Origin of the sequence: Acinetobacter sp. FDAARGOS_494 (assembly GCF_003812225.1) — a bacterium.
GTDB classification, from domain to species: Bacteria; Pseudomonadota; Gammaproteobacteria; order Pseudomonadales; family Moraxellaceae; genus Acinetobacter; species Acinetobacter baumannii.
Genome location: NZ_CP033866.1, coordinates 2,451,611 through 2,477,445 on the forward strand (window position 1 = coordinate 2,451,611; position 25,835 = coordinate 2,477,445).

The following is a 25,835-nucleotide window of genomic DNA, read 5'->3' on the forward strand; positions in this document are numbered from 1 at the left end:
AAAAAGGATAAACCCTGTTAAAATTTGGATCATATATTGATTGGGACGCACATGAACACTGAATTTGATCCTATAGAGTTTGAGTTTGATAGCTCCGACCATGAAGCCCAATACAATGCATGGTTTAAAGACAAAGTTGAGGCATCACAAGCAGATCAACGACTTGGAATTCCACAAGATCAAGTGGTTGCACGTCTCAAAAAACGTCGTGAGGAACGTAATCAGCTCTAATTATTGCGATGAGAGCAATTTTAATAATCTAAATGAGTAATGATATCAAAGATATAAAGCGAACTATTTAGAATTTATTTGATTGCCCCATATCCTAACTCCTTTAATTTTATGACATCTTCTCGTTTAAATAACTTAATTATTTTTGGTGTTCCGAAATAAACAGGTTCAATTAAACCTTGGGACTCTAAGTTTGTCACATGAGATTTGTGCATGCCAAGAAGAGTGCTTGCTTCGGTGCCCGTAAGATAACTTTTCTTTAACCTTAGTACTTTATTAAGCTCATTTCTTTCAACAAAATGCCAGTATAGAAAATCATGAATATGAATAAAACCTGTTTCAACCCAATACTCATGAAACCAGTTTGCAGAACAATTTAGTTGTATAAGTGCCTGTTTTACAGATATGAATTTAGGATTATGCAGGTTTGCGATTAGCATGTTTAAAGATTGAATACTGATTGAAATACTTAAATTATGTGATGTATCTTTTTCAAGGACGCCTTTTTCGACTAATCTGGCAGTTTTATTTGGACTGATATGGAGTTTCTTTGCTGCTTCATTTAAAGAAAGGTAAGTTGGTGGCGGTTTAGGAAGTTGCTCCTCAAAGCTAGGATAACGACCTGTAAGAGTTGGATAGTTAATTATTTTTTCAATATCTTTTTTAGTTAAATGTCTTACGGATTCTTGCAAAAATATGTTGTTAAATTCTCCATCGATATGTGGTCCACTAATTGGATGAATATCAATACTGGCGAGCTTTTCAGTAAGATTTTGAGGGATAACTTTTAGCTTTTTTGCTAAGCTGCCAACCAAGATGTATTTTTCATTGAATTCCTCTAAGTCTTTAGAATTAATAAAATAAGCACATCTAAACCTGACCAACAGTTTTTCTGCTTTTAAATAGCGAGTCCTAATCAAGTAACGAATGTTTTCATAATGAACATTCAGTTTAGCAGCCACATTAGTAATAGTGAGCCTTTGCCCATCTTTTCTTGGTGGATGTTTCAGTTTTTTGGGAGAAGGGTGAAGTGCCTTCTGAACAAGGAAATACTCTATATCGCGGCTCGAAAGGAATTTACGGTTTTTAGGAATATCCTTTGAGACTACATACTGTAACTTATTGTTTTCTATCCACCTTTGAATCGTTGAGTAGCATATATCTAAGATTTGGCAGCTTTCCTTAATAGTTAATAAATGGAATAAATGTTCTGGGGCCAATTCAGTGGATACAGGCAATTGCTCAAGAATCTTTTTAGTATATTGTCCAAAATACCTGGTATCTACAATAAGGAATGGAACTAGCTGAATTCTTGGATGGACTTGATGAGACCTTTGAGATATCCAGTCAACCATCCTTTCTATAGAGGAATCACAATCCATAAAGAATAAATAGGTTATTTCAAGCAATAGTTCTATTGAAGGTGGGACTGGATCATGTGCTGAAAATTTTTTAAGTGTGGACCAGAAGATTTTTAATAAATTGAATTTTTCTTGTTCTTCAGTTTCTATAAATTCTAAAAACCATCGGATATGTTTAATTTGTTCATCTGATACTGCCTCAATTTCGCAATTCCTTATATCACCTAGGCACTTTGAGCAAATATAGATTTCGGAACGCAAACTACTGAGCGTTGATTGGCATCTAGGGCAAGTCGTGTGTAAGCGAATTTGGTGCTTCAAACATGCATAGTATGGTTTAACTAGCCAAACTTTTCTCCAATAGGGTATTTCTTTTAAGCAAAGTGGACAAAATCGTTCGACATCGTTTGAAAAAAAATAATTTGATATTACTAGTTTATTTTTCCAGATTACATTCCCACGTAAGGTAGAACAATGCCTTTTGAGCGATAACTCTTTTAAATAATCAGGAAGCTGAAATTTCTTGAGTATGTTAAGGAAGAGATAATCATGTGTGGTTATTGAGCTCAGTGTCTCTTTGTATTTGAGATCTATTCTAGATCGATAAAAAGTTGAGCTATGGATATGCCCATTCAGCTTGATGAGACGGATGAGAAAACTTCCAGCGGTTTCATCAGGAAATGGTGTTGGGATTGCTGGTATTAAAGGCTTCTCTTGCATCAGTGATCACCCTTCATTCGTTGTACTAGTTTTGACGTGTCCATATGAAAAGGATTCTGTGTGGTCATATTGGTATATGAGGTAATGCCTTTATCCCACGCCAAAGAAAAATGCTGTTGAGTAATAACGTCACTGTCTGCAAGAAGGGCGAATAACATTGCTTCTCTGATCAGTGAAATAATGTAGTGATGGTATCCTTTGGTTGAAGCGTAAATCTGTAGAACGAATAATGGATCAATTAATCGCGGTAAAAATTTTAATGTGAGTCTTTTTTCAATATTTTGTTCTACTTGTGATAGGAACCCGTAAAGGGTTCCTGGTGATTGAGTTGAACCGATATTTAACCGAGATAACTTAAATGTCAGTGGAAAGCGTCGCGCAAGCTGGCTATCTATTTGCAATAAAGGTGCAAATTCAGGCAATCCAATTAAGCAGGAACTTATATTGGTTGAGTCTGTCACTGTTTTGATCCAATTACAGACATCAATATTCATCTTCCTTGATACCTTTTGCATATCAAATAAATGATGGAATTCATCCATCAGGATCAGTTCCGTTTCACAGAGCTTTAAGAGATAGTGAACCGTACCGGGTTTGTCGGAGAGTCAATATTCTGAGAGACTATCCCGATGACAAAACCAAACTATACCCCCGAAATTAGAGAAAGAGCGGTTCAATTACTAATTGAATCTGAAAAAGATTATCCTTCTACTTGGGCAGCAATCACAGCTATTGCTCCTAAAATCGGTTGTACTCCTGAAACATTGCGTGTTTGGTATTTAAAGCATCTGGATCAACTAAATCCTGCCAAAGTACAACAGATATCTGACCAAGAAAAAATGAAGCAAATGGAACGTGAAATTAAAGAATTAAAACGTGCCAATGAAATTCTACGCAAAGCAGCCGCTTTTTTCGCCCAGGCGGAGCTCGACCGCCCACACAAATAATGGTGGATTTTATCCATAACAATAAAGATCGATATGGTGTTGAAGCGATTTGTAGAATTTTACCGATTGCACCTTCAACCTATTACCGAACTTTAGATCTCACTGACAATCCAGAACATCGAGCGAAACGAGATCTACATGATGAGTATCATGCTGAACAAATTAAACGAATTTGGAAAGAAAGTTCAGGTCGATATGGTGTACGTAAAGTTTGGCAAAAATTGAAACGTGAGGGTTATGTTATTGCACGTTGTACAGTTGCTCGATTGATGCAAAAGCTAGGTATACAAGGTGTTTGGCGTGGTAAGAATAAACAAACCACCCGTAACCGAGATGACCAAAAACGGGCAGATGATTTAGTGAAACGTAATTTTAATGCTGATCATCCAAACCAACTATGGGTGGGTGACTTTACGTATATTCAAACTCATTCAGGCTGGGTATATACCGCATTTGTTATTGATGTGTTCTCACGAGCAATTGTTGGATGGAAAGTATCTACACGGATGAATACAGATATGGTGCTTGATGCATTAGAGCAAGCATTGCATGATCGAGGCATGCCAAAGAATGTGATTCATCATTCCGACAGAGGTGTGCAATATCTTTCCATTCGCTATACCAATCGTTTAGAAGCAGCAAATTTACGAGCATCAGTCGGTACAACGGGTGATTCATACGATAATGCTCTGGCTGAAACGGTGAATGGCTTATACAAAACAGAGGTGATTGAATATTTAAAAGCAGATTGGCAAGGTTTAGCAGATGTACAACTTGCGACACTAAACTGGGTAGATTGGTTCAATAAAAAGCGTGTACACAGTGCACTGGGTTATGTATCGCCTTTTGAGTTTGAAGCAATGTACTATGATAAGATTAACCCGTTAGGTCAGGTGGCTTAACTTAAATAAAAAAGTCTCCGACAAACCCGGTACGGTTCATAGCACAAACGTTCTGTCATCTGTGCTGTTGTTCCAGAAAGAGGTGCTGGATCATTCAAGGCTTTTAGCATCATGCCAGCAACAGATTTAACTGTTGCTGGCGATGGGATTTGTATATAGAACACAGGGACTACTCTTTTTGTGTAGCCATCTTCTTGTTTTTCATAACAAGGATTCTTTTTCAGGATTGATTGTGAAAGTGTCATTTTGCCAAGACCACCCTCTGCAATAAGTAAGCTGCCAATAGGTTTCTGATAAGCTTTCGTCTGTGCTGAACAAGATGTAATGCCGTCATAAGCTTTGGTAAACTCTGAGGAAGTAATAACCATGTTGTTAAGCTTCTTACTCAACTCAAGTGCATCTAACTTATTCATCATCAAACTCCAATGTTCCAAAATCATCATCAAGGTTTGATTGATTTAGAAGATCCATTTCAGAAGAGGAGATAAATGTTGAAGCTGACGGGTCTATTGGTTGGGACACTGTATGGATATCTTGGTCTAAGAGGTTCTTAAGTGTTTGAGGAAGCTCTAGTTTTAACTGCTTTAACTTCTTGTTTTTAGAACAAGCATCTTTTTGAATGCGTTCGTATAACTTCCATCGAGCGTACCATACGCGATGTTTTCCTAATCTTTGCTTATCTGCTTGAGATACCAGTTTAAGTTCCTTGCGAATTTCAAGATGTTCTTGCAGAGAGAGATTCTTGGTGTAATCAGGCTCTGTTGAGTCCGCTCGTATTACTTCATCAATTGATGAGTGTTTGATATATACGTGCTCTAAATTGAGCTCATCAATCATAACAATAACGTCAGTTAAGCCATTTGCTTCAAGGGTTGCTAACGCATGCGAAAAGTAGGTCAAATATTCAAATTTGACTTGTCCTTTATGAATTTTTCTACTGATTGGGCGACGGGCAATAATATCTACTTCATCAGTTGATATGGTTAATGGTGGACAACTTTGAGAAGCATCTTCCCAAAATAGCATTGGTGCTCGTCCCGTCATTGAGTGGATTGAGCAGTGATATATATTATGAATCCATTCATCAACATATGATTTCAAATTTTCTAGGGTAACACTTGCATGTTTTCTTGAGTCATAGTCGCCGCGAGCTTCGGGATTAGAAAATGTTGTACCTTGTAATTGTTGAATTAGTCCAAATGTAAGCGTACCGAAAAAACGTTCAATATGTGGTTTATTATCTGGGTTCCTATTTTGTGCAGGCTGTATTGTGATTTTCAAATGATTGCAGATATGGCTTAGTGCCGTATTTTTAAACTCGACTCCATTATCTGGAACAATTAAGGAGGGAATACCTCCAGGTAAATTCTGAGATGGTCGTAGAAGCATATTCTTTAATAAAGCTAAGGTGGTTGTTGCGCTAGGAGGAAGCATACTGATGTAATAACCAACAATAGCTCGGGTGTGTACATCAATCGCACAGCTTAGGTAAGGACGGCCAAGGGGGAGATTGGTTGTTGAATCAATAATGATAATGTCTAGAATATGGGTATCTATTTCTACAATTGCTAAAATGAATGGACTTTTCATCTTTCGTCCTGCTGCTTTAAGTGTTTGATTTGCTATTCTTGTTCCTTCAGTTGCTTTAATAAGTTTATACGGATCATATTGTTTAAGCCTACGTTGAATAGTTCGTCTTGATGGTGGGTTTTCTTGAATATCGTGTTCCAACATTTTCTGATAGATATATATCTGAATATTTTTATGGGTCAGAGCTATGTTTTTATCTTTAATAATTTGCTCTATTGTGTTGGATATAATTTGTTCCATCTCTGGTGAAAATCTGAAGAATCTATTGCCGATTTTTACCTTATAAATATTTAGCAAATTATAGTCATTTTCTATATATCTACGAATCCAACGGATCACTGTTGAGGTGCTAGGAGGGAACGGATCATCTATCTTTTTAGCAATTTCAGGAATTACAGCTCCAATTTTTTTATGAGAAAAGTAGTCATCTAACGTGGTAATAATAACTTTTATATAATTTTCAGCTCGTCTAGTTTTATCAAGTAATTGACCATTGAGTAATAGCTTATGGGGGGAAGAGGTACATTGAATCTCTCCAGTTTTATATCTTTCAGAGAAGCTATTAATCGGGATGTTGCTTGTTTTTCCACCATCCACTGCGGAAAAACGAACTACATTGTTGTGTACATAGGTCACTTCAAAATTTGTATCTTTAAAAGAAAAACGTAGACCCACTTGAGGAATAAAATCAGGAATAGTCATCTTAGATTCCTCCTTGTTTATTATTTGGCGTATTAAGCTTTATATATTTATGAAAGATGAGAAATTCCCCCAACTCCAAGGGCAAACCATTGTTTTTTAATATACTCATTAATTGGTTTTTAACTAGTGATGTACTACGTGTCAGCAGAGATAGAGCAAATTGAATTTCAAAACTAGACCAGTTTCTTGCATGACTTCGCCGATTGTAATGCAGCAATACTTTTGCTTCCGCGTCAGAATACAAATCATGACGATCGACAATGTCAAAAGTAATACCGCTTGGAGCTAAGAGAATTTTCAAACGTTGATAACGTTCGATATCTTTCTGATCTAGAAATCTTTTTGAATGTTTAACTTCATGGAAAGCAATTTCTTCATTTGTATATTTGATGAGAAAGTCTGGATAAAGAAACTGATTGTGGCTTATTGGAATTTTTAAGGCTTGGGTGCGATAGTATTTAACAGACGGATTTCGCTCAAGTTGTATTGCATGGGCTAATTCTAGTTGGCTTTCATAAGGAATCATTCCGTTATTCTTATAACTAGAAAATAGTCCTGTTCTTTTTCCTACACTGCCTTGACTAATATGTCGTTGACCATGCAGGACGCCATCAAGATCAGGTTTTTTATTGAATGCATCAACAATCTGCGGATGTAATGAGTCTGGGAAATTGTCCCATGCATCAGTTGTAAAAATATTCATGATATATCTTCCATATATGCTTCATTCGATGTGCACTTTTTTGTTTTTTAAGGACGATAAAATTCGTTCTGTAAAAACAAAATGCCAGTGCAACTCTTGACGAATGGCTCTACACGGAAGATACTTGGATTGCTAGGTCTCTATATCTAGGTGTAGAGCCAAGGACCCTACGGGGTCCGTTTTTATTTGTGCTTTATTAAATTCTGGTCACTGCGTCTCCTTCATTTTTTCGAAAGTAAAATCAGGTTCTATAATTCCATCTTTTAAACCAAGTTTGACTGCAATCTGGTGGCTTTTACCACGGACAGGGATTTTGTTTGAATTTAAAACTTGATGGACTAATTCTGGAGTGAATCCATTCTGACGAGCCCAGTCCGCAATAGATAGACCTCGTTTCTGAAGTTCACTTCTTACTTCTTGAGATGTTCTCATCATGGAAAGATTACTTAATAACCATTAATAATTTAAAAATATAAGGAGAAAAGATAAAACTCAAGTATTAATTTATAGAAAATTATTATTTTTCAATATATTATGTATAATTCTGAAAAATTAAACTTAGAGTTTTGATTCTAGGATGATGTAAGTAGTGAATTATTATATAAATTATTAAGTAGCATCTTATCAGTTTTTAATAGAGGTCACTTCTTAATCATTATGCTGAGTCTTCGTAACTATTCTTAGAGATTCAATTTAGTTTTATTGTTTCTACTGGTAGAATGTCCCAGTAAGTACAATAGTTACTGGATAGAATCACCAGCCAATGAATAAAATAAATTTTCCTTCGACCATGAAGCCTATGTTTTCAGGGCATGAAACTTTTCCTTTACGTCAATTGTGGTTAAAAAAGGCATATCACCAAGTTTTTAAGTTTTATGAAGCTGATAGTGATTATGCTCCTAAAACCGTTTTTTCAGCTCCTGACGCTATTGAGCGATTTGGTGTTGGTAAGAATATGGTTGCGGCTATTAAACATTGGGCATTAGCTTGTGATGTTATTAGAGAACATACGGATAAGAATGGATTCGAAATTGGAGAAATTGGATATTTACTCTTTGATGAGAAAAGTGGCGTCGATCAATATTTAGAAAGTGAAGCTACTCTTTGGTTATTACATTGGTTACTAGCCGGAAGGGCAAGACGTACAGCAACTATTTATTCTATTTATAATTTTATTCAAAATCAGACCTTTACTGAGTTGGAGGTGAAGAAGCTCATTTCCGATCTAGCTCTATCTAATCAGAAAGGCAGGTCTGATGTCACGTTATCAACTGATATAACGACAAGTATGAAGTGTTATTTTTCATCGCATGACACAGAGGACAATATTGAACCTTTACTTGCAGGAATCGGTTTACTATCAGAAATTAGTAAAGGGCAATACCGTTTTAATAGGGGAAATCAATATTCATTGCCTGATCAGGTTTTTGCATTTGCATTACTAGATTTTTGGGAACAATGGGAATTGATTACTAATACTTCTCAAAAAACTTTGTCATTTAATTTAATTGCTCATGACTACGGATCTCCTGGACGAGTATTCAAGTTAGATGAAAGTGCCGTTGGCGATCGTCTTTCAAGAATTTCAGAGATTACTAATAATTATTTGCAGTGGACTGATAGTTCTGGAATTCGTCAGGTGAGTAGAATTGGTACAGAAACTTGGGGATCTGTAAAAATGCGAATTTTAAGAGGTGCGTATGAGTAAGAAATTATCAGAATTAGTATCAGTACACCGTAATTTCTTACGCTCAATTCGTTTAGATACTGATCTAGGTCGAGCAGATGCAATAAGTGGTTACATTTTACAGTCTCCTGCAAAACAGTTACTTGATATTACAGGTAGTTATTTACTGGAGTCACAACAGAAAGCATTTACTTGGACAGGACCATATGGTGGTGGAAAGTCATCTCTTGCTTTAACTTTAGCTTCTTGTGTTAATGAAAAGAAAGATATTAGAGATTTGTCACGCTCTATATTGGGTGATGAAATAAATGTTGGTATTAAGCAATATTTCTACACAGATGAACCTTGGATTGTATTGCCGATAGTAGGGAAAAAGACTTCGATTGAATCGCAAATTCAGGCGACGTTAAACTCCATAGATGAACAATATAAATCACTAATTAATCAAGAAGATTCTGTCATAAATCAATTGGTTAAGTTGGCAGAGGTTTTGCCAAAAAAATCTGGGGTTTTATTATTAATTGATGAACTTGGAAAATTTCTAGAATATGCAGCATATTCTGGAGAAGATATAGGATTCTATCAGGACCTTGCTGAAGCAGCGGCAAGATGTAAAGGAAATCTTGTTATTATCGGGATTTTGCATCAATCTTTTGAGCAATATGCAGCTAAGTTAGGAAGTAACGTTCAACAAGAGTGGGCGAAAGTACAAGGCCGTTATATTGATATTCCTTTAGTTACAAATACGGATGAAACTCTGGAGTTAATAGGCAAGGCGATTCATGTTGAGACTCAATATGAAGAAGCACGAAAAGTTGCTGAAAATGTCTCCAAGGTTATTCACAAAAGAAGACCAAGCGCTGTATCGAATCTTTCAGTTTTATTAGAAGCATGTTGGCCACTTCACCCTGTAATGGCTGTTATGTTAGGACCTGCATCAAGGAAAAAATTTGGTCAGAATGAACGCAGTATCTTTAGCTTTTTAACTTCGGTAGAGCCGCTAGGATTTTCTGAAGTATTACAAGGAATGGATGGCGAGATATTTGACTATTATTGGCCTCATCAATTTTGGGACTATCTACGGGGTAATTTCGAACAAGCAATACTAGCTTCTGTAGATGGACATAGATGGTCAATCAGTGTGGATGCTATTGAAAGAGCTGAGGCGATCTTTTCAAATGTTCATGTAAACTTAGTTAAAACAATTGCTCTTATCGAAATATTTAGAAATGGATCAGGACTCGTTGCTGAGGATCAGTTATTGAATTGCTCAGTGCCTAACGCATCTATTACTGAAATTCATGATGCCTTAAATGATTTAGCAAGAGCATCAATTTTAATTTTTAGAAAACATATAGGTGCTTGGGGTGTTTATGCAGGAAGTGATTTTGATATTGAAGCTGCACTAAATACTGCTACTTCAAATGTGTTGGATGTTGATTATAAAGAATTAAAAAATACCCTTGCATTTACCCCTATAACGGCTCGTAGACATTATTGGAATACAGGGGCTATGAGGTGGTTAAACTGTTCTATTATTTCTGAAAGAGAAGTGAAAAAGCATATTGACTCTTTCCAGACTCAAGGAAGTGCTTTTGGTGAGTTCCTACTTGTAATTCCTGATATTATTGTTAAAGATAAAGATGAAATAGGCAAGAATGAGCAATTAGTTTCAAAAGCTTTTGCTAAAGGAGTCTTAATTGGTTTCCCTAAAAATGGAGATAATATCCAAGGGTTAGCGAAGGAACTCGCAAGCTTAGAGTTTATTAGAAATAATAGCCTCAAATTGCATTCTGATAGTATTGCTATGAGAGAAGTGTTAGCAAGAATTCAACTCGTCAAGCAAACTTTGAATGATGAGTTAAAATATGCTTTTAATAATTGTTTATGGCAGTGGGGTAAGCAGACGTTTACTGGCAGTCTGTCCAAAATAGCATCAGACTTGGCTGATCAAATTTTTAATTTATCACCTAAAGTTAGTAGTGAACTTGTCAATAGAAATACTCTTTCAGCTAGTGCAGTTAAAGCCCAGAAAGATCTTTTAAGAGCACTACTTGCGAATGACAATATTGAAAACTTAGGTTTTGAGAATATGTCTGCAGCTGCCAGCCTTTATAGAACAACTATTAAGGCCTTCAATATTCATCGTTATCAAAATGATACTTGGCAGATATGTGCACCTGAAGCAGAATTTGATCCATGTAATATTGTTGGGGTATGGAATGGAATAAAAGATTTCATAAGAAAAGCAAAGGGTGTAGTCAATCTCTCTGAAATTTTTGATTTATTATCTAAAGCTCCTTTTGGTGTAAAGAAAGGTTTACAGCCAATTTTAGTTTGGGCTTTTTTTATCTCATATAAACAGTATATTGCCGTTTATACAGATGGGATGTTTACCCCAGATTTAAATGAAACATCAATTGATGAATGGTTACAGTCACCTAAAAGAATCAGTTGGAGGTTTGTAGAGCTTAAAACTAGTGAGAAAAAGATGTTGAAGCTCTTAGCTAATTCTTTATCATCACAGTTAAGCTATCCAGTTAAGGTTGAACCATTAGACTCAGCTAGAGCCTTAGTATCAATAGTTTTTGGGCTCCCAGCTTGGACTCGTAAAACTAATTCACTATCTAAAGAAGCGAAAGTTATTCGAGATATGCTTTTACATGCTTCAGATCCCCATAAGGTACTATTTACTGATTTACCTGCTGTATTTGAGTCTACTAATGCAGAGTTAATAGTTGAACGTACCTCAGAAGTCATCAATGAACTTATTTCTATCTTTGAAATTAGATTACGTAAAATAGAGAAAAATTTACTCACTGCTTTAGATCAACAAAATATTAATTTAGATTTACTGCATCTGCGAGCAAAAAATATATCTGGGATTGGTGCTGAGTTTAGATTAGAGGCTTTTATTACTCGTATGGCATCTTATAGTGGATATACTCATGAGTTAGAAGGCTTATTAATGTTGGCACTTGGTAAGCCAAGTGATACATGGACAGACCATGATATAGATGCGGGCGAGCTTCAACTTATTGCATGGGCAACTGAATTTAGACGTCTTGAGGTTTTTGCTAGTATCCGTGAGAGAGAACCAACTAGACAGGCTATAGGGATTGTTTTGGGTGGTAAGCAAACTATAACAGGCTCTTTTGATGTTTCTGAACATGATGCTAATGATATTGAAGGTCTATCTAAGCAGTTAATTAAGGCATTAGAAAACGGACAATATAAAAAAGAAGTGTTCCTAGCTGCTTTAGTTGATGCAGGTTCTAAAGTCATACAAGAGCTACAGCATATAAATGGAGGTGAGGCTTGACTGAACATCATGTTCTAGGATTATCAGGAGGGAAGGATAGTGCAGCTCTTGCAATCTATATGCGTCAAAATTTTCCCGAACTAAAAATACGCTATTTTTTTACTGATACAGGTAAAGAACTTCCTGAAGTTTATGAGTTTCTAGCAAAACTTGAAGGTTTTTTAGGTCAGAAAATCGAATATATTAATGGCGATCGTGATTTTGATTTTTGGCTTCGTCAGTATAATAATTTTTTGCCTAGTGCACAGACCCGGTGGTGTACCAGACAATTAAAGCTCACACCTTTTAAAAAGTGGATTAAGCCATGGCTAGATCAGGGAGATAAAGTATATAGCTATGTTGCAATTCGTGCAGATGAAGATCATCGTCAAGGTTTAGTGTCTCAACATAAAAACCTAGAAGTTAAATTACCTTTTCGTGAACATGGGATTGATAAGCCAGGCGTTTATGATTTGCTAGAGTCCTCTGGTATTGGACTGCCAGCTTATTATGAGTGGCGTTCTAGAAGTGGTTGTACGTTTTGTTTCTTTCAACAAAAAATTGAATGGGCAAGATTAAAAGAACGCCATCCTAAGGCATTTGAAGACGCAAAGGCATATGAGAAAACAGCAATAGATTCAGGCTCTCCATTTACTTGGACGCGAGGAGAATCTCTAAGTGATCTTGAAAAACCTGAACGGTTGGCGCAAATTTATAAAGATTATGAGCTAAGAAAACAAAGGGCTATGCATCGAAAACCTGTTAATCCACTGCGCCCCCAAAGAATAGATACTATTGATATTGATGATCTATACTTGGAAGACGAGGGGGCAGGGGCTTGTTTGGTTTGCCATAAATAAGTTTAATCGTGGAATTTTTCATAAGTTAAGCAAATTGTATTCTTATTCCTATGGATTTTATCTTGGATACCTTGTATTGCTTGTGAATGATCATCAAAAGAGTCCACTGGTAGCATTCTTACTGTAGTCTGATGAGAAATGTTTGATGGTTTTGAGATATCAATACTTTCATGAAAGAGCCTATAAGTGTTATTAAACTCATCTGAATTGTCTTGAAATTCTAGTTCTTGGCATACCCAAAAAGCAGCTGAAGCTAAATTATTTCCTATAATTTGTATTAGATTTTTAGTTTTATCTAATTTATATGTTGAACCTAAGAATTCAATTTCATTAGGGAAACTAATACACTTTTTTTCTCCTGTTGATGAACATGAAATAAGAAATAGTTTGGCTAAACCAAAACATGGTCTGTTTGTCCTAGGTTGGCTTGGTCTAATAATGGAGGCTGCAGTACTTTGCTGTAAACTCATAGTTATGTCATTACGTAAGACTCCAACTAATTTATAGTTATTAAATTTTTGATAAAATTCATTAAAATTTATACCTACTAGTTGTTTATTTTTAGGAATCATGTCATAGAGAGTATCATTTAAAGTAAGTCCATAAATATGATAGGTTGATGTATCAAAAAACATAGAGTTTTTTACTAATCTCTTTTTTAATGATAATGTCATGAATATTAATGAATTATTTGGTTGGTTACGAATAAGGCCACTTAGATCACAAGGTTGAGTGATGTTGACGAAAGCTTCGTATGAATCTGAGGTTGAATTGTCTCCATGTACTAGTACAGCTCCAAATGGTAATTTTTCTAAAATCTTCTGTTGAAGTTCATCTTTAGTGATGTCATGGATTTTGAATGTATTAACACCACCTTGGAAAGAATAATGTTGTAATAACTCTCTATGTAGTGTTATGGAGTCTTCATTTGAATGATGTGTTAATAAATCATTGTAATTGTGCTCATTAAGTGCGGTTCCTAAATTTTCTGCATATGTATTTAGTGTGGTATTAGTTTCCATATGCCATGAATGTTCACGTGAAATGAAATCATGAAAATGATTGCTATATGGTTGGGAGTCTGAAATAGCATCTGTATGAATACTTTTCATAATAAATGTATCTAACTGCCATAAAGACTTAATAGTATTCTGTTTGGCTGACTCTAAAACGTTTTCCCATTGTTTAATATAATGCCTACTTGCATTTGCTATTGGTCTTTGTTTAATGGCTTTCTCAGCCAGCATTCTTAATCCAATATAGCCAAAACTTTCTGCCCTAATTTCTTTTTTAATTAATATCGTTAAACCAGCACCACTAATTCTGGTTTTTATATAAAAGTCAGATTTGGTATTTGACTCTAATATATTTTCATGACTAGTTAATAAAATAATTGCGGGAAGGTTATCTTTTTCTGAAAGCTTAAGAAGTAGATCACTAGATTGGCTGTAACCATTTTCAAGAAACCAATCAACTATTAATAAATCAAACTGATCTAATTCATCAATATTAATATTGTCCACATTTTCTAAATATTTAACGTCATAGACGTCAGTAGGAAATGCTTTTGTAATTAGCCCTTTGATACGAAGAAGCCATTCATTTTCCTGATATAAGCTTGAAAGAGATTTATAAGTTAATGAAACTGTGGATAGGCTATTTTTAAAGCTATCAGAAAGAATTACTTCTTTAAAAAAAGCCTCATGAACAGTACCATCAGTTTCCAATTTATTTTGAAATTGGTTTTGATGCTTATTCAGAAAGTTATCCATTTCCTCCCGAATTTCACTATCAGGATCTCTTAAAGCTTCAAAGAATGTTTTAGCAGTTGTAAGAGCTTTTTTGAGAGAAATACCCTCAATTTCATCATCAATGATAAGGATTTTCTTTTTGCTTGGTTGTGAGGTTGGTTTCATATCAAATAGAACTCTTCGGTAATTCAATGATGAAAGTTCTTAACTTTCCATCTTGTTCAATTTCATTAGACAAATATAATTTTGATTCGTGATATTTTGCAATTTCTGCGGCTATATATAATCCAAGGCCTTTACCCCCTCTTCTATTTGTAAAATAGGGCTTGAAAATATCTAGATGATAAGCTGGGTCAACCCCTGGGCCATTATCTCGGATATATATAATTTTAGTATCGCTCTCAATATTGAGTTCAATTAATTTTTCTTTTTCGCCAATTTTTAACCCTTGGTCAAGCCAATATACTGAATTGGTCAGTAAGTTTTCCATAATTTGTGCTACTAATCCTCTAACCATCGTAACCTGTACTGGTTTTAGTTCAGAGGAGTCATCAACAGTTATTTTATAATTAATATTATGTCTTTGAAGTTTAGGTGCGTATCCTTCAAGTATTGTTTTAAACTGCGCTGTAATATCATAACTTTCTTTTCTTTGTCTTACTGCTGGGCTTAATACATCAATACTTCTAATTCTTTTCTCAGTTGCAATTATTTGTTTACGCAATTCATTCATTATATTTGATGTTTCTTCTTTATTGTCTTCGCTATTTTTTAATCGAATTAAAAGATTTGATGTATTCTCTGTTATACGAGCCAATTCATGAGCAATAATATCTACCATTTGTCCCAAATTTGCTAATTCCAATATGTCCGTATTGGTTTCGAAAGCCTTTTCCATTTTTGCATTCAATTGATTAATAAGCTCATTTTGATTTTTCATAACATTTTGGGCCATGTCAATAATATCTTTATCCTCCTGGCTTCCATTTTTTGATAATGTATTTAAGGCTTCACTAGCCTTTTTATATGATTCATCAGATTTATCTAAAGATTTTATGAATGCATCAGTTGCAACAATTTCTAATATTTTTTTTCTATCTTCGATTCGACTTTTTGTATCTTTAATAATTATTTCTGATATGAGGTCTTGTAGTAGTTCAAATTCATTATTATTAACTAATGACTGTCTACTTGCTGTATCTTTTAAATTTGGATTTTTTATTTTACTAATAGATATTTCACCAACAGTTTGATAGCGATTGAAAGTATAACCTTGACTTTTAAGTGCCTTGCTATCCATTTTTAGCCAATCATCATTTAATCCACCCGTAAATCCTATTCTAAAACCATCTCTATAAATACTAAATCCGCCTACCCATAAATTTAACTCTTCTTTAATATTTTTGAGACTTCTTTCTATGGTGCCAATTAGATCTTTACGATTAAACCAGAGAAACTTTATTTTAAGCGGTCCTAAAAGATTTAATTGTGAACTTGAAGTGTTTAGTATTCTAGATAGATCATCAATAGACCAACTTCTAATATCTGGTGCTGATGAATCTTTCCATATCAAACTTCCATGAAGAGCTGAATTGATCTGAGAAGGCTCAAATATATATTCTGCCTGTAGGCTTGATTGTTCTTTTAACCAGCTTGGGATAGGGGTTATATTTAATCTGGTATCATTTAATAAAATATCTATTGGAAAATCAGACTTCCCTTCTCTAAAAGGGCTTCTTAGTCTTTGAATATATTCTTTTACAAATATTTCTGTTTTTTTTAAGCTCCAATCAGATAATAGTTCGGTGATATGAATTTGTGTGCCAGTTATAAATGTTTCTGGATAATTAATTTTTTGAGTTTCAATGGTGATTTCATCAAGATACAAATCAGGGTTGTCAAAATCTTGCCAATTAAAAGATATTGAATTACATATTTGATCATCAATTGTTTTAGTTATTACAGTTGCCTTATTTCCTAGCTTCATCATAGATAATCGGCCTATTCCTTTTTCTCCTAAAAGAATACGATCTCCATTTGATTTCTGTGATAACTTAGAAGGGGTACCAATTGTTAAAAAAACTGATTCGAGTTCTGATTCGGTCATTCCATGACCAGTATCACATATCTTTATATTGTAAAAATTATCTTTAATTTCAGAGAGTATATTAGGTTTATTTTGCTCATTAATGGTATTTAATACTTGGTCAATATAAGTTAGAAAAGTAGAGAGGGGGGCCGTGTTGAGTGGGTTGATATAGAGCTTGGTATTGATCTCTATTAGCTCTAAGGCTTTGTTTTTATTTATTTTCAGAGATGTGAAATCTTCTAGCGTTTTTGAGAGTACTGCTAAATTCATAGGGTAGTTAATAAATACTTTTACTCTCTTTGATCCCGCATCAAAAGCATTTTTAATTAATTCATTAAGAGCCATTTCATCAGAAGTTATTAATTCTCCTCCTAAATGGCGTAAGGTTCTAGCTGCAACTTTAAATGAATGACTCATAAATGATTAATCTCTAATATTGATTTAGGGGTATTTGAAGCCCAACTATAAATTTTTAACAAGATTATATTCTGTTTTTTTGGTTTTAGCTTTACAAGTATAGGATAAGCTTAAATATATCTAAAAAAATCCGACGTCAGTCGGATTTTTTTATTCTAATGTCATTACATATGTTGCGTAATGGTAAGTTTCAACCTATGTATCCCATGATAGAGGAATTATAACTATCTCGAAATATGCGTCAAAAATCTCACATCAACTGTCAATTAGCGGTCAAGCCCAAGCACGGGAATAAACCAGAGAAGGGCCGCAATAATCAGAATTTTAACTAGATGTAACCCTCTAAATTTTGCATGATCTGGTGTTAGTGTGTCGTCATCGATTAAAGCAATACCATAATCTTTTTGGCTTTTCTTGTGTCCCGCATTGCTAGAAAAGAGTTCAGGATACTTCTTACTTGTAAAATAACCCGTCAGTCCTGCCGTAAGAACGATCAGTGGAAATGGTAGATTTAAAACAAAGATTGCAAAGAAAGCGATGGCAGCAATTAACCATAAGGATTTGTAATTATATTGCAAGCTTAATTTTCAATAAAAAAATAGAGCTATTAGGCTCTATTTTTTATTTCAAGGAAATTTTATTTGTCGTTAAGGAAAACTTATATGTCGCCTTACGATATTGTGAGCAATAAAAAATCCGACCTTAAGTCAGATTTTTTATATCAGTGGCATTACATGTGTCGCATAATGTTGTTACATGTGTCGTAAATGTCAACTCATGTGTCGCGTGACGAAAGCAGTAAAACTTACCAGCTTAACGCACCACCAGTTTGGTAGTCAGTTACGCGAGTTTCAAAGAAGTTCTTCTCTTTACGTAAGTCCATCATCTCCGACATCCACGCAAATGGGTTAGTTACACCAGCAAATTGCTCTGGTAAACCTAACTGAGATAAACGACGGTTACAGATGAATTTCAAATATTCTTCCATCATGCTTGCGTTCATACCCAATACACCACGTGGCATTGTGTCACGTGCATATTCGATTTCAAGCATCGTACCTTCAAGAATCATTTGAATCACTTCTTGTTGGAACTCGGCAGTCCAAAGGTGAGGATTCTCAATCTTGATTTGGTTAATCATGTCGATACCAAAGTTCAAGTGCATAGACTCATCACGCAAAATGTATTGGAACTGCTCAGCAACACCATTCATCTTGTTACGGCGACCCATACTCAAAATTTGAGTAAAGCCACAGTAGAAGAAAATCCCTTCAAGAACACAGTAGAACGCGATCAAGTTACGAAGTAAACGTTGGTCGTTTTCAGGCGTACCTGTGTGGAAAGTAGGGTCACTTAATGATTGAGTGTATTTCAAGCCCCAAGCTGCTTTACGCGCAACCGATGGAATCTCGCGGTACATGTTGAAGACTTCGCCTTCGTCCATACCTAAAGATTCGATACAGTATTGGTAAGCGTGAGTGTGAATTGCTTCTTCAAACGCTTGACGCAAAATGTACTGACGGCATTCAGGGTTCGTGATGTGACGGTAAATTGCCAATACGAGGTTGTTCGCAACCAAAGAGTCCGCAGTCGAGAAGAAACCTAAAGAACGCATAACGATCGTACGCTCATCTTCAGTTAAGCCATTTTCAGACTTCCAAAGTGCGATATCGTGGTTCATGTTCACTTCTTGAGGCATCCAGTGGTTTGCACAACCATCTAGATATTTTTGCCAAGCCCACTCATATTTAAATGGAACAAGCTGGTTCAAGTCGGCGCGACAGTTAATCATGGCTTTGTCGTCAACCTGAACGCGTTGCGCGCCCATTTCTAACTCTTCAAGGCCAGGAGCAACATCCAAATGTTCTAAGGCTTCAGATGCTCGAGCCATTGAATCGGTTGGATTTGTTGATCGCACGGAATGGGTTCCAGTGGATTGTGGAGCTGCCACGCTCTGCGATGATGGCTGCGTAGCAGATACATTCTGCGAATCAGGCGTTTTTTCCGGGTTGACGGGCGCAGACTTGTGTTCAGGTGCAGCCGGTTTTTGCGAATCATCTTCAAAATCGTCCCAACTAAGGATAGACATTGTTGTTCTCTCTTCGTTGTATATATCTATGTTCGACATCTCTAAACGAAGATGTCACTACTATACGCTCATAATGTGTAAACAAAATTAAGTTTTATTGATGTATGACCAAATTTTGGGCCTTTGGTCCATTATCCCTACAACTTATTTTGCTTACGCTGTTGTTTACGGATTTTAAAAAAGGCGTAAACCATAGGCGTATAAAAGAAAATAAAGGCAAAGATTAAGATTCCAACACCAAGCATATAGTTATGGCTGAGATGAAAAAACATAATCTTTACCTCGTTTAAAGTTGCTCTTTTTGTTAAAGAGCAACTTTATTGAATGTTATTGGCAAGCTTCGCAATCTGGGTTGTCGATTGAACAAGCCATAGGAACCGGAGCTGCTTGAGTGAAGCCGTCTTCTTCAACAGCTTCAGGCTTCTTCGCTTCTACGACTGGAGCTGCCGCAGGTGCTGCTGCTTCTACAGTTGCAGGTTTAACCGCGTTTAACGCACCTGTGTTAATTGTAGATTTTTCAGCAGATGTTGCGCCTAACGCACGGAGGTAATAAGTCGTCTTAAGACCACGTAACCATGCCATCTTATAAGTGATGTCAAGTTTCTTACCGTTTGCACCAGAGATGTAAAGGTTAAGAGATTGTGCTTGATCAATCCATTTTTGGCGGCGTGATGCAGCATCAACAATCCAGCGTGGTTCAACTTCAAACGCAGTTGCAAAGATTGCTTTTAATTCTTCAGGAATACGAGCAATTTTTTGTACTGAACCTTCAAAGTGTTTGAGGTCATTAACCATCACTGTGTCCCAAAGACCACGTTCTTTTAATGCGCGAACAAGGTAAGGGTTAATTACAGTGAACTCACCAGACAAGTTAGATTTCACATATAAGTTTTGGAATGTTGGCTCAATAGACTGAGAAACACCACAAATGTTCGAAATGGTTGCAGTTGGAGCAATCGCCATTACGTTTGAGTTACGCATACCGTCTTTTTGAACTTTGGCACGTAAACTGTCCCAATCTAAACGTTGAGTACGGTCAACTTCAAACATACGTTCTGGACGAGATTTCGCAACAATTTCTAAAGAGTCGATTGGAAGGATGCCTTGATCCCACAATGAACCTTTAAATGTTGAGTAAGCACCACGTTCAACAGCCAAGTCACTTGAAGTTTGGATTGCATAGTAGCTAATCACTTCCATTGACTCATCAGCAAAGTTCACAGCTTCATCAGAACCGTAAGCCATACCCATTTCGTAAAGCGCATCTTGGAAGCCCATGATACCCATACCAACAGGGCGGTGTTTCAAGTTAGAGTTCTTCGCTTGTGGTACAGCGTAGTAGTTAATGTCGATAACGTTATCGAGCATACGAACTGCTGTTTTAACAGTGCGCGCTAACTTCTCACGGTCTAATACGCCGCCTTTAACGTGTTGAACAAGGTTGATCGAACCTAAGTTACATACTGCAATTTCGTCTTGGTTGGTGTTTAACGTAATTTCAGTACATAGGTTAGATGAGTGAACTACGCCAACGTGTTGTTGTGGTGAACGTAAGTTACAAACATCTTTAAACGTGATCCAAGGGTGACCAGTTTCGAACAACATAGAAAGCATTTTGCGCCATAAGTCTTTCGCACGTACTTTCTTGTGCAACATGTTCTGTTCTTTCGCAACAGACTCATAGTATGCATAGCGTTCAGCAAACTCAGCACCAGTTAAATCGTGTAGGTCTGGAGTTTCAGACGGAGTGAATAGTGTCCATTCGCCATCTTCAAACACACGTTGCATAAATAGGTCAGGAACCCAGTTTGCAGTGTTCATGTCGTGAGTACGACGACGGTCATCACCTGTGTTTTTACGAAGTTCTAAGAATTCTTCGATGTCTAAGTGCCAAGTTTCTAAGTACGCACATACCGCACCTTTACGCTTACCACCTTGGTTTACCGCAACGGCTGTATCGTTCGCAACTTTAAGGAACGGAACAACACCCTGAGATTTACCGTTTGTACCTTTAATATAAGAGTTCAAGGCACGTACAGGTGTCCAGTCATTACCTAAACCACCTGCCCATTTAGAGAGCATCGCGTTGTCACGCATTGCACCATAAATGTCATAAAGGTCATCGCCAATCGTTGTTAAGTAACAGCTTGAAAGCTGTGGACGTAATGTACCTGAGTTAAACAGGGTAGGCGTAGATGCCATGTAGTCAAAGCTAGACAACAAGTTATAGAACTCGATTGCACGCTCTTCTTTGTCTTGCTCATTAAGTGCAAGACCCATTGACACACGCATGAAGAATAATTGTGGTAATTCGAAGCGAACGCCATTTGAATGGATGAAGTAACGGTCAAATAGAGTCTGTAAACCTAAGTAGGTAAACTGGTTAGAACGTTCCGGTTGAATTGCCGCTGCTAGTTTTTCTAGATCGAACTTAAGCAAGTCCGGTGAAAGCAAATCAAGCTCTACACCTTTTTTCAAGAATGCTTCAAGTGCATTGTTTTCAGCTGTATCGGCCGGTAAACCTAAGAATGCTAAGCCAGTGCTGACCAACTCATCACGAAGCAAACGTGCAGTTACGTATGTATAGTTAGGTTCTTGTTCAATACGTGTACGTGTTGCCATCATCATGGTGGTAGCAATATCGCTTTCTTTTACGCCGTTATATAAGTTTTTAACGGTTTCATCGATAATTGCTTGAACATCAATACCTTCTAAGCCTTCAGCAGCTCGATTTACAGTTGCTTGCAGTGCACTTAAATCAAGTGGTTGAAGTTGACCGTTTGCATCGGTAACTTGCAAGGTAGGGTGATGATTAGAATTTGTGTCTTTACGGGCACTTGCGCGTTGATCGCGATAGATAACGTAAGCACGAGCGACTTTGTGCTCCCCAGTACGCATCAGTGCAAGTTCAACTTGATCTTGAATCTCTTCAATATGAATGGTACCGCCAGAAGGTAAACGGCGAGTGAAAGTGTTCAGTACCATTTCCGTCAGTTGGGTAATACGGTCGTGAATACGGCTCGAATCCGCACTTTGTTGACCTTCCACAGCAAGAAAAGCTTTACCAATCGCAACAGAAATTTTCTCTGCATCAAATGCAGCAACATCTCCGGTGCGTTTAATCACCTGAATTTGACCGGGAGTCGAAGTAATTACGCTCATGCCAGCATAGCTCCATTGTCACTTTTGTTATGTTCATAGACCGTTTGAACCGAGCAAAAAACATGCCACGATATTTGAGGGATAAACACAAGACTTAGTAGTTAAAGTTTATTTTCAACACAAGATACGGGATTTTTTACGGTAGATCAATCTTGACTTTTTAGTAATTTTTTATCTGTATGATTTGTCGGGAGATAGCATACCAAAGCTGTGAAAAAACACTTATAGATAACTTTGTGGATAACTCAAAAAACAAACACTTGAGTGAATTTAAATTTAGTGAAGAAATAATTTGTTTAATATTCATACATAGGAAATATGAATAGATTATGACATTTAAGAACAATAAACAGATAATAAAAATACCTGAAAATTCAAAGATTAATAAAATGCAACAAAACATGGTTGTCATGTATCAGTTTGGTGAACGCCTACTTGTTTACAATGTAAACGTGTGTATATTGCAAATGATAAACGAATGTATCTGCAAGATTTTTAAGATACATGTAATGAGATTTATAGGGGCAATGATATGAGCCAAGAAGAAAAGTTACCAAAGATTCTGATCGTTGAAGACGACGAGCGTTTAGCGCGATTAACTCAAGAATATTTAATCCGTAATGGTTTGGAAGTTGGTGTAGAAACCGATGGTAACCGTGCAATTCGTCGTATTATTAGTGAGCAACCGGATCTTGTGGTCTTGGATGTCATGTTGCCGGGTGCAGATGGTTTAACCGTTTGTCGTGAAGTTCGCCCACACTATCATCAACCAATCTTAATGTTGACTGCACGTACTGAAGATATGGATCAGGTACTTGGTCTGGAAATGGGTGCAGACGATTATGTCGCGAAACCAGTTCAACCACGTGTATTATTAGCGCGTATTCGTGCTTTGTTACGCCGTATGGATAAAACTGTTGAAGATGAAGTTGCTCAACGTATTGAGTTTGACGACCTCGTCATCGACAATGGTGGCCGTTCGGTAACGTTGAACGGTGAGCTTGTTGACTTTACAAGTGCTGAATATGACTTGTTATGGTTGCTTGCATCAAACGCTGGCCGTATTTTATCGCGTGAAGATATCTTCGAACGTTTACGTGGTATCGAATATGATGGTCAAGACCGTTCAATTGACGTACGTATTTCACGTATTCGTCCAAAAATTGGCGATGATCCTGAAAATCCAAAACGTATTAAAACTGTACGTAGTAAAGGTTACTTGTTTGTTAAAGAAACCAATGGATTGTAAAATCTGATTAAACTTCCTATAAGGTTGGTCGAGTGTTTAAACACAGTATATTCCTGCGAATATATGCGGGGCTGGTAATTCTTGTTGTTTTGGTAGCTGTTTTTGGGTATTTACTGGTACAAATTATCAACTACCAACGCGCACAAGAATACCGAGAATCTTTAACTGATGGTATTTCTTATGTCATTAGTGAAGGAGTCGCTCGACAACCTGGGAAGCAGCAAAAAATAGATTGGATTTCTGACGCATCTGATTTGCTCGAACTTCCAATTTATTATACCGATGCAAGTAAGGTTGAGCTGTCTCGGACCGAGAAAAAGCGGATAGAAGCACAAAAATCTGTAGTTCGTTACGATGCAAGCAATAGCATTGCATATGTCATTATTGGCTTACGTGACGACCCACAACATTACTTATCTATAAAAGTCGACAAAATTACTGAACGCCAAATGAAGGCTCTTCCTATTTTTGTGCTCGACTATTTAATGTTTTATCCGGGGCAGGAACAAGAATATCTTGCCAAGATTCAAAAGCATTTCTCATATCCGATCAATATTCAAAATATTCAAGATGTAAATCTGGATTCTGAACAGATTGGACGTTTGCGCCAAGACCAAAGTGTCATGTTGTACAAAGATAGCGCAACAGTGCGCGGTACAACCATTTCGATTGTGTCTCCAATACCGAATCATCCTGCGCAAGTGTTAGTGCTGGGTCCGGTTCCAATGTTTAACTGGATGCCTTTACAGCTTTCGGCGGGTATTACCTTATTTAGCTTATTCTTATTAAGTCTAGGTGTTTACGGTTTGATTTTGCCGTTAGAGCGCAAAATCCGACAGGTGCGTTATGCATTAAACCGTATGAAATCGGGTGATTTGTCACTGCGTGTTCCTATTGAGGGAAGCGATGAAATGGCAAACTTGGCTTCAAGTTATAACAATATGTCTGACCATATTCAGCGTTTGATTGAGGCTCAACGTGAGTTAATGAGAGCAGTATCTCATGAACTCAGAACACCTGTGGCACGTATTCGCTTTGGTACAGAAATGTTAGCCGAAGAAGATGATTACAATCATCGTATGCATCAGGTCGACATGATTGATAAAGATATTGAAGCGCTCAATACCTTAATTGATGAAATCATGACTTATGCAAAACTAGAGCAGGGTACACCTTCACTAGATTTTGCAGAAATTGTACTCTTCGAAGTGTTGGATCAGGTTGCAGTTGAAACTGAGGCTTTAAAAACACAGAAAGAAATTGAACTTATTCCACCGCCTTTATATGTGAAAGTAGATGCAGAGCGTCGTTACCTTCACCGTGTCGTGCAAAATCTAGTAGGTAATGCAGTTCGTTATTGTGATAACAAAGTTCGGATTACGGGCGGTATTCATAATGATGGCATGGCTTTTGTCTGTGTCGAAGACGACGGACCGGGTATTCCTGAGCAAGACCGCAAGCGTGTATTTGAAGCCTTTGCCCGTTTAGATGATAGCCGTACACGTGCATCTGGCGGTTATGGTTTGGGTCTCTCTATCGTAAGTCGTATTGCTTACTGGTTTGGTGGGGAAATTAAGGTAGATGAAAGTCCAAGTTTGGGAGGCGCACGCTTTATTATGACTTGGCCAGCACATCGCTTTAAACAACCGCCATTAAAGACCAATAAAAAAGCACCTGCATAAGGTGCTTTTTTTATTGCTTCATTTATAACTGAGTTGCATCAGGTTCCAAAATAGGTTTGCCGCTTCTCAGGCTATTGAGTGCATCTGTATTAAAGTCAATCAAGAGCGAATTATTTTTAGCATCAATTTGATATTTCTGAATAAGAGGCTGATCCCCATTCAAAGTCTCAACTCTATATGAGTCTGCAATATGTAAAATGCCTTCTAGGTTTGTTGTGGTTGATGCGAAATCTTGCCTAAAAATTTCATAGACATCTCGCAAGTCAAAAATGGCATTATCTGCATCTGGGTGTTTATGAATATAGCTTTCTATATGTCGCACCAGTAATTGTGCAAACAAGTAATAGTCTGGTTTATGCGTATATTCTAGATTCATGCATTTTTCTCCTTAT

At 36.6% G+C, this 25,835-nt stretch carries 18 protein-coding genes, 3 pseudogenes and 1 other annotated feature; of the genes and pseudogenes, 8 read left to right on the forward strand and 13 right to left on the reverse strand.

Annotation, left to right across the window (positions count from 1 at the left end; genetic code table 11):
- Positions 1–51: 51 nt before the first annotated feature.
- On the forward strand, positions 52–231 hold the full coding sequence (locus EG365_RS11835) for a hypothetical protein (protein WP_001090935.1): 180 nt from the start codon (positions 52–54) through the stop codon (positions 229–231).
- Positions 232–305: 74 nt separating this feature from the next.
- Here EG365_RS11835 and EG365_RS11840 read toward each other — a convergent pair whose 3' ends face one another.
- Positions 306–2,312, reverse strand: coding sequence for a helix-turn-helix domain-containing protein (locus tag EG365_RS11840; RefSeq protein WP_001156616.1), 2,007 nt, complete (start codon positions 2,310–2,312; stop codon positions 306–308).
- Positions 2,312–2,890 (reverse strand): annotated as a pseudogene (locus tag EG365_RS11845) (TniB family NTP-binding protein); the annotation flags it as partial. The pseudogene EG365_RS11845 and the gene EG365_RS11840, both read right to left, overlap by 1 nt.
- 51 nt (positions 2,891–2,941) lie before the next feature.
- Here EG365_RS11845 and EG365_RS11850 point away from each other — a divergent pair.
- Positions 2,942–4,161 (forward strand): IS3-like element ISAba19 family transposase gene (locus EG365_RS11850; RefSeq protein ID WP_087486619.1). Its coding sequence is split into 2 segments (ribosomal slippage): positions 2,942–3,218 and positions 3,218–4,161, totalling 1,221 coding nucleotides; the frame shifts between segments, so codons are not numbered across the junction.
- Positions 3,217–3,333 (forward strand) — a sequence feature (AL1L pseudoknot). Its footprint overlaps the gene before it by 117 nt.
- A 38-nt stretch (positions 4,162–4,199) precedes the next feature.
- Here the strand turns inward: EG365_RS11850 and EG365_RS11855 are convergent.
- From EG365_RS11855 to EG365_RS11870, 4 genes and pseudogenes are all read right to left on the reverse strand, one after another.
- A pseudogene (locus tag EG365_RS11855) lies at positions 4,200–4,574 on the reverse strand (TniB family NTP-binding protein); the annotation flags it as partial.
- Positions 4,567–6,453: a Mu transposase C-terminal domain-containing protein gene (locus tag EG365_RS11860; RefSeq protein ID WP_000154902.1), complete on the reverse strand. Its 1,887-nt coding sequence runs from the start codon at positions 6,451–6,453 to the stop codon at positions 4,567–4,569. The gene EG365_RS11860 and the pseudogene EG365_RS11855, both read right to left, overlap by 8 nt.
- 1 nt (position 6,454) lies before the next feature.
- Positions 6,455–7,156, reverse strand: coding sequence for a TnsA endonuclease N-terminal domain-containing protein (locus EG365_RS11865; RefSeq protein ID WP_001020416.1), 702 nt, complete (start codon positions 7,154–7,156; stop codon positions 6,455–6,457).
- A gap of 207 nt (positions 7,157–7,363) precedes the next feature.
- Positions 7,364–7,591 carry a DNA-binding protein gene (locus EG365_RS11870; protein ID WP_000986488.1) on the reverse strand — a complete coding sequence of 76 codons (228 nt, stop codon included), beginning with the start codon at positions 7,589–7,591 and terminating at the stop codon, positions 7,364–7,366.
- Between the two features lie 328 nt (positions 7,592–7,919).
- Here EG365_RS11870 and EG365_RS11875 point away from each other — a divergent pair, with 328 nt between their 5' ends.
- Genes EG365_RS11875 through EG365_RS11885 form a run of 3 tightly spaced genes read left to right on the forward strand, consistent with a single transcriptional unit; the run spans position 7,920 to position 13,004 of the window.
- Positions 7,920–8,864, forward strand: coding sequence for a DUF4007 family protein (locus EG365_RS11875; protein ID WP_001033777.1), 945 nt, complete (start codon positions 7,920–7,922; stop codon positions 8,862–8,864).
- On the forward strand, positions 8,857–12,165 hold the full coding sequence (locus EG365_RS11880) for a hypothetical protein (RefSeq protein WP_000038711.1): 3,309 nt from the start codon (positions 8,857–8,859) through the stop codon (positions 12,163–12,165). The genes EG365_RS11875 and EG365_RS11880 overlap by 8 nt, the downstream gene beginning before the upstream one ends.
- On the forward strand, positions 12,162–13,004 hold the full coding sequence (locus EG365_RS11885) for a phosphoadenosine phosphosulfate reductase family protein (RefSeq protein ID WP_000134740.1): 843 nt from the start codon (positions 12,162–12,164) through the stop codon (positions 13,002–13,004). Before EG365_RS11880 ends, EG365_RS11885 begins: the two co-directional genes overlap by 4 nt.
- Positions 13,005–13,006: 2 nt before the next feature.
- Here the strand turns inward: EG365_RS11885 and EG365_RS11890 are convergent, their stop codons facing one another.
- The 6 genes and pseudogenes from EG365_RS11890 to EG365_RS11915 form a co-directional block, all read right to left on the reverse strand.
- Positions 13,007–14,920, reverse strand: a complete 1,914-nt coding sequence (locus tag EG365_RS11890; protein WP_000805411.1) for a hypothetical protein — start codon at positions 14,918–14,920, stop codon at positions 13,007–13,009.
- A 1-nt stretch (position 14,921) separates the two neighbouring features.
- Positions 14,922–17,261 (reverse strand): sensor histidine kinase, encoded by a 2,340-nt coding sequence (locus tag EG365_RS11895; protein WP_000019725.1) that lies wholly within the window; start codon positions 17,259–17,261, stop codon positions 14,922–14,924.
- Between the two features lie 275 nt (positions 17,262–17,536).
- Positions 17,537–17,824, reverse strand: a pseudogene (locus EG365_RS11900) (chromate transporter); the annotation flags it as partial.
- Positions 17,825–18,066: 242 nt separating this feature from the next.
- The gene (locus EG365_RS11905) at positions 18,067–19,350 is read right to left on the reverse strand and encodes a ribonucleotide-diphosphate reductase subunit beta (RefSeq protein ID WP_000025829.1); all 1,284 of its coding nucleotides are present in this window, start codon (positions 19,348–19,350) and stop codon (positions 18,067–18,069) included.
- Positions 19,351–19,487: 137 nt separating this feature from the next.
- Positions 19,488–19,622 carry a hypothetical protein gene (locus tag EG365_RS11910; RefSeq protein WP_000465010.1) on the reverse strand — a complete coding sequence of 45 codons (135 nt, stop codon included), beginning with the start codon at positions 19,620–19,622 and terminating at the stop codon, positions 19,488–19,490.
- 55 nt (positions 19,623–19,677) lie between these two features.
- Positions 19,678–22,512, reverse strand: coding sequence for a ribonucleoside-diphosphate reductase subunit alpha (locus EG365_RS11915; RefSeq protein WP_000111540.1), 2,835 nt, complete (start codon positions 22,510–22,512; stop codon positions 19,678–19,680).
- Between the two features lie 329 nt (positions 22,513–22,841).
- Here EG365_RS11915 and EG365_RS11920 point away from each other — a divergent pair, with 329 nt between their 5' ends.
- Genes EG365_RS11920 through bfmS form a run of 3 tightly spaced genes read left to right on the forward strand, consistent with a single transcriptional unit; the run spans position 22,842 to position 25,443 of the window.
- The gene (locus tag EG365_RS11920) at positions 22,842–23,048 is read left to right on the forward strand and encodes a hypothetical protein (RefSeq protein WP_000143214.1); all 207 of its coding nucleotides are present in this window, start codon (positions 22,842–22,844) and stop codon (positions 23,046–23,048) included.
- Positions 23,045–23,761, forward strand: coding sequence for a response regulator transcription factor BfmR (bfmR, locus tag EG365_RS11925; RefSeq protein WP_000076438.1), 717 nt, complete (start codon positions 23,045–23,047; stop codon positions 23,759–23,761). Before EG365_RS11920 ends, bfmR begins: the two co-directional genes overlap by 4 nt.
- A 32-nt stretch (positions 23,762–23,793) precedes the next feature.
- A complete protein-coding gene (gene bfmS / locus EG365_RS11930; protein WP_000472465.1) occupies positions 23,794–25,443 on the forward strand; it encodes a sensor histidine kinase BfmS in 1,650 nt (549 codons plus the stop codon).
- Between the two features lie 22 nt (positions 25,444–25,465).
- Here bfmS and EG365_RS11935 read toward each other — a convergent pair whose 3' ends face one another.
- Positions 25,466–25,819, reverse strand: a complete 354-nt coding sequence (locus tag EG365_RS11935; protein ID WP_001047855.1) for a hypothetical protein — start codon at positions 25,817–25,819, stop codon at positions 25,466–25,468.
- Between the last annotated feature and the right edge of the window lie 16 nt (positions 25,820–25,835).

Coding starts and splice junctions, on each gene's coding strand:
- EG365_RS11915 (WP_000111540.1), bottom strand. CDS start 22,512: ATGAGCGTAATTACTTCGACTCCCGGTCAAATTCAGGTGATTAAACGC.
- EG365_RS11840 (WP_001156616.1), bottom strand. CDS start 2,312: ATGCAAGAGAAGCCTTTAATACCAGCAATCCCAACACCATTTCCTGAT.
- EG365_RS11910 (WP_000465010.1), bottom strand. CDS start 19,622: ATGTTTTTTCATCTCAGCCATAACTATATGCTTGGTGTTGGAATCTTA.
- EG365_RS11835 (WP_001090935.1), top strand. CDS start 52: ATGAACACTGAATTTGATCCTATAGAGTTTGAGTTTGATAGCTCCGAC.
- EG365_RS11905 (WP_000025829.1), bottom strand. CDS start 19,350: ATGTCTATCCTTAGTTGGGACGATTTTGAAGATGATTCGCAAAAACCG.
- EG365_RS11865 (WP_001020416.1), bottom strand. CDS start 7,156: ATGAATATTTTTACAACTGATGCATGGGACAATTTCCCAGACTCATTA.
- EG365_RS11875 (WP_001033777.1), top strand. CDS start 7,920: ATGAATAAAATAAATTTTCCTTCGACCATGAAGCCTATGTTTTCAGGG.
- bfmR (WP_000076438.1), top strand. CDS start 23,045: ATGAGCCAAGAAGAAAAGTTACCAAAGATTCTGATCGTTGAAGACGAC.
- EG365_RS11860 (WP_000154902.1), bottom strand. CDS start 6,453: ATGACTATTCCTGATTTTATTCCTCAAGTGGGTCTACGTTTTTCTTTT.
- EG365_RS11920 (WP_000143214.1), top strand. CDS start 22,842: ATGACATTTAAGAACAATAAACAGATAATAAAAATACCTGAAAATTCA.
- EG365_RS11890 (WP_000805411.1), bottom strand. CDS start 14,920: ATGAAACCAACCTCACAACCAAGCAAAAAGAAAATCCTTATCATTGAT.
- EG365_RS11880 (WP_000038711.1), top strand. CDS start 8,857: ATGAGTAAGAAATTATCAGAATTAGTATCAGTACACCGTAATTTCTTA.
- EG365_RS11895 (WP_000019725.1), bottom strand. CDS start 17,261: ATGAGTCATTCATTTAAAGTTGCAGCTAGAACCTTACGCCATTTAGGA.
- EG365_RS11870 (WP_000986488.1), bottom strand. CDS start 7,591: ATGATGAGAACATCTCAAGAAGTAAGAAGTGAACTTCAGAAACGAGGT.
- EG365_RS11935 (WP_001047855.1), bottom strand. CDS start 25,819: ATGAATCTAGAATATACGCATAAACCAGACTATTACTTGTTTGCACAA.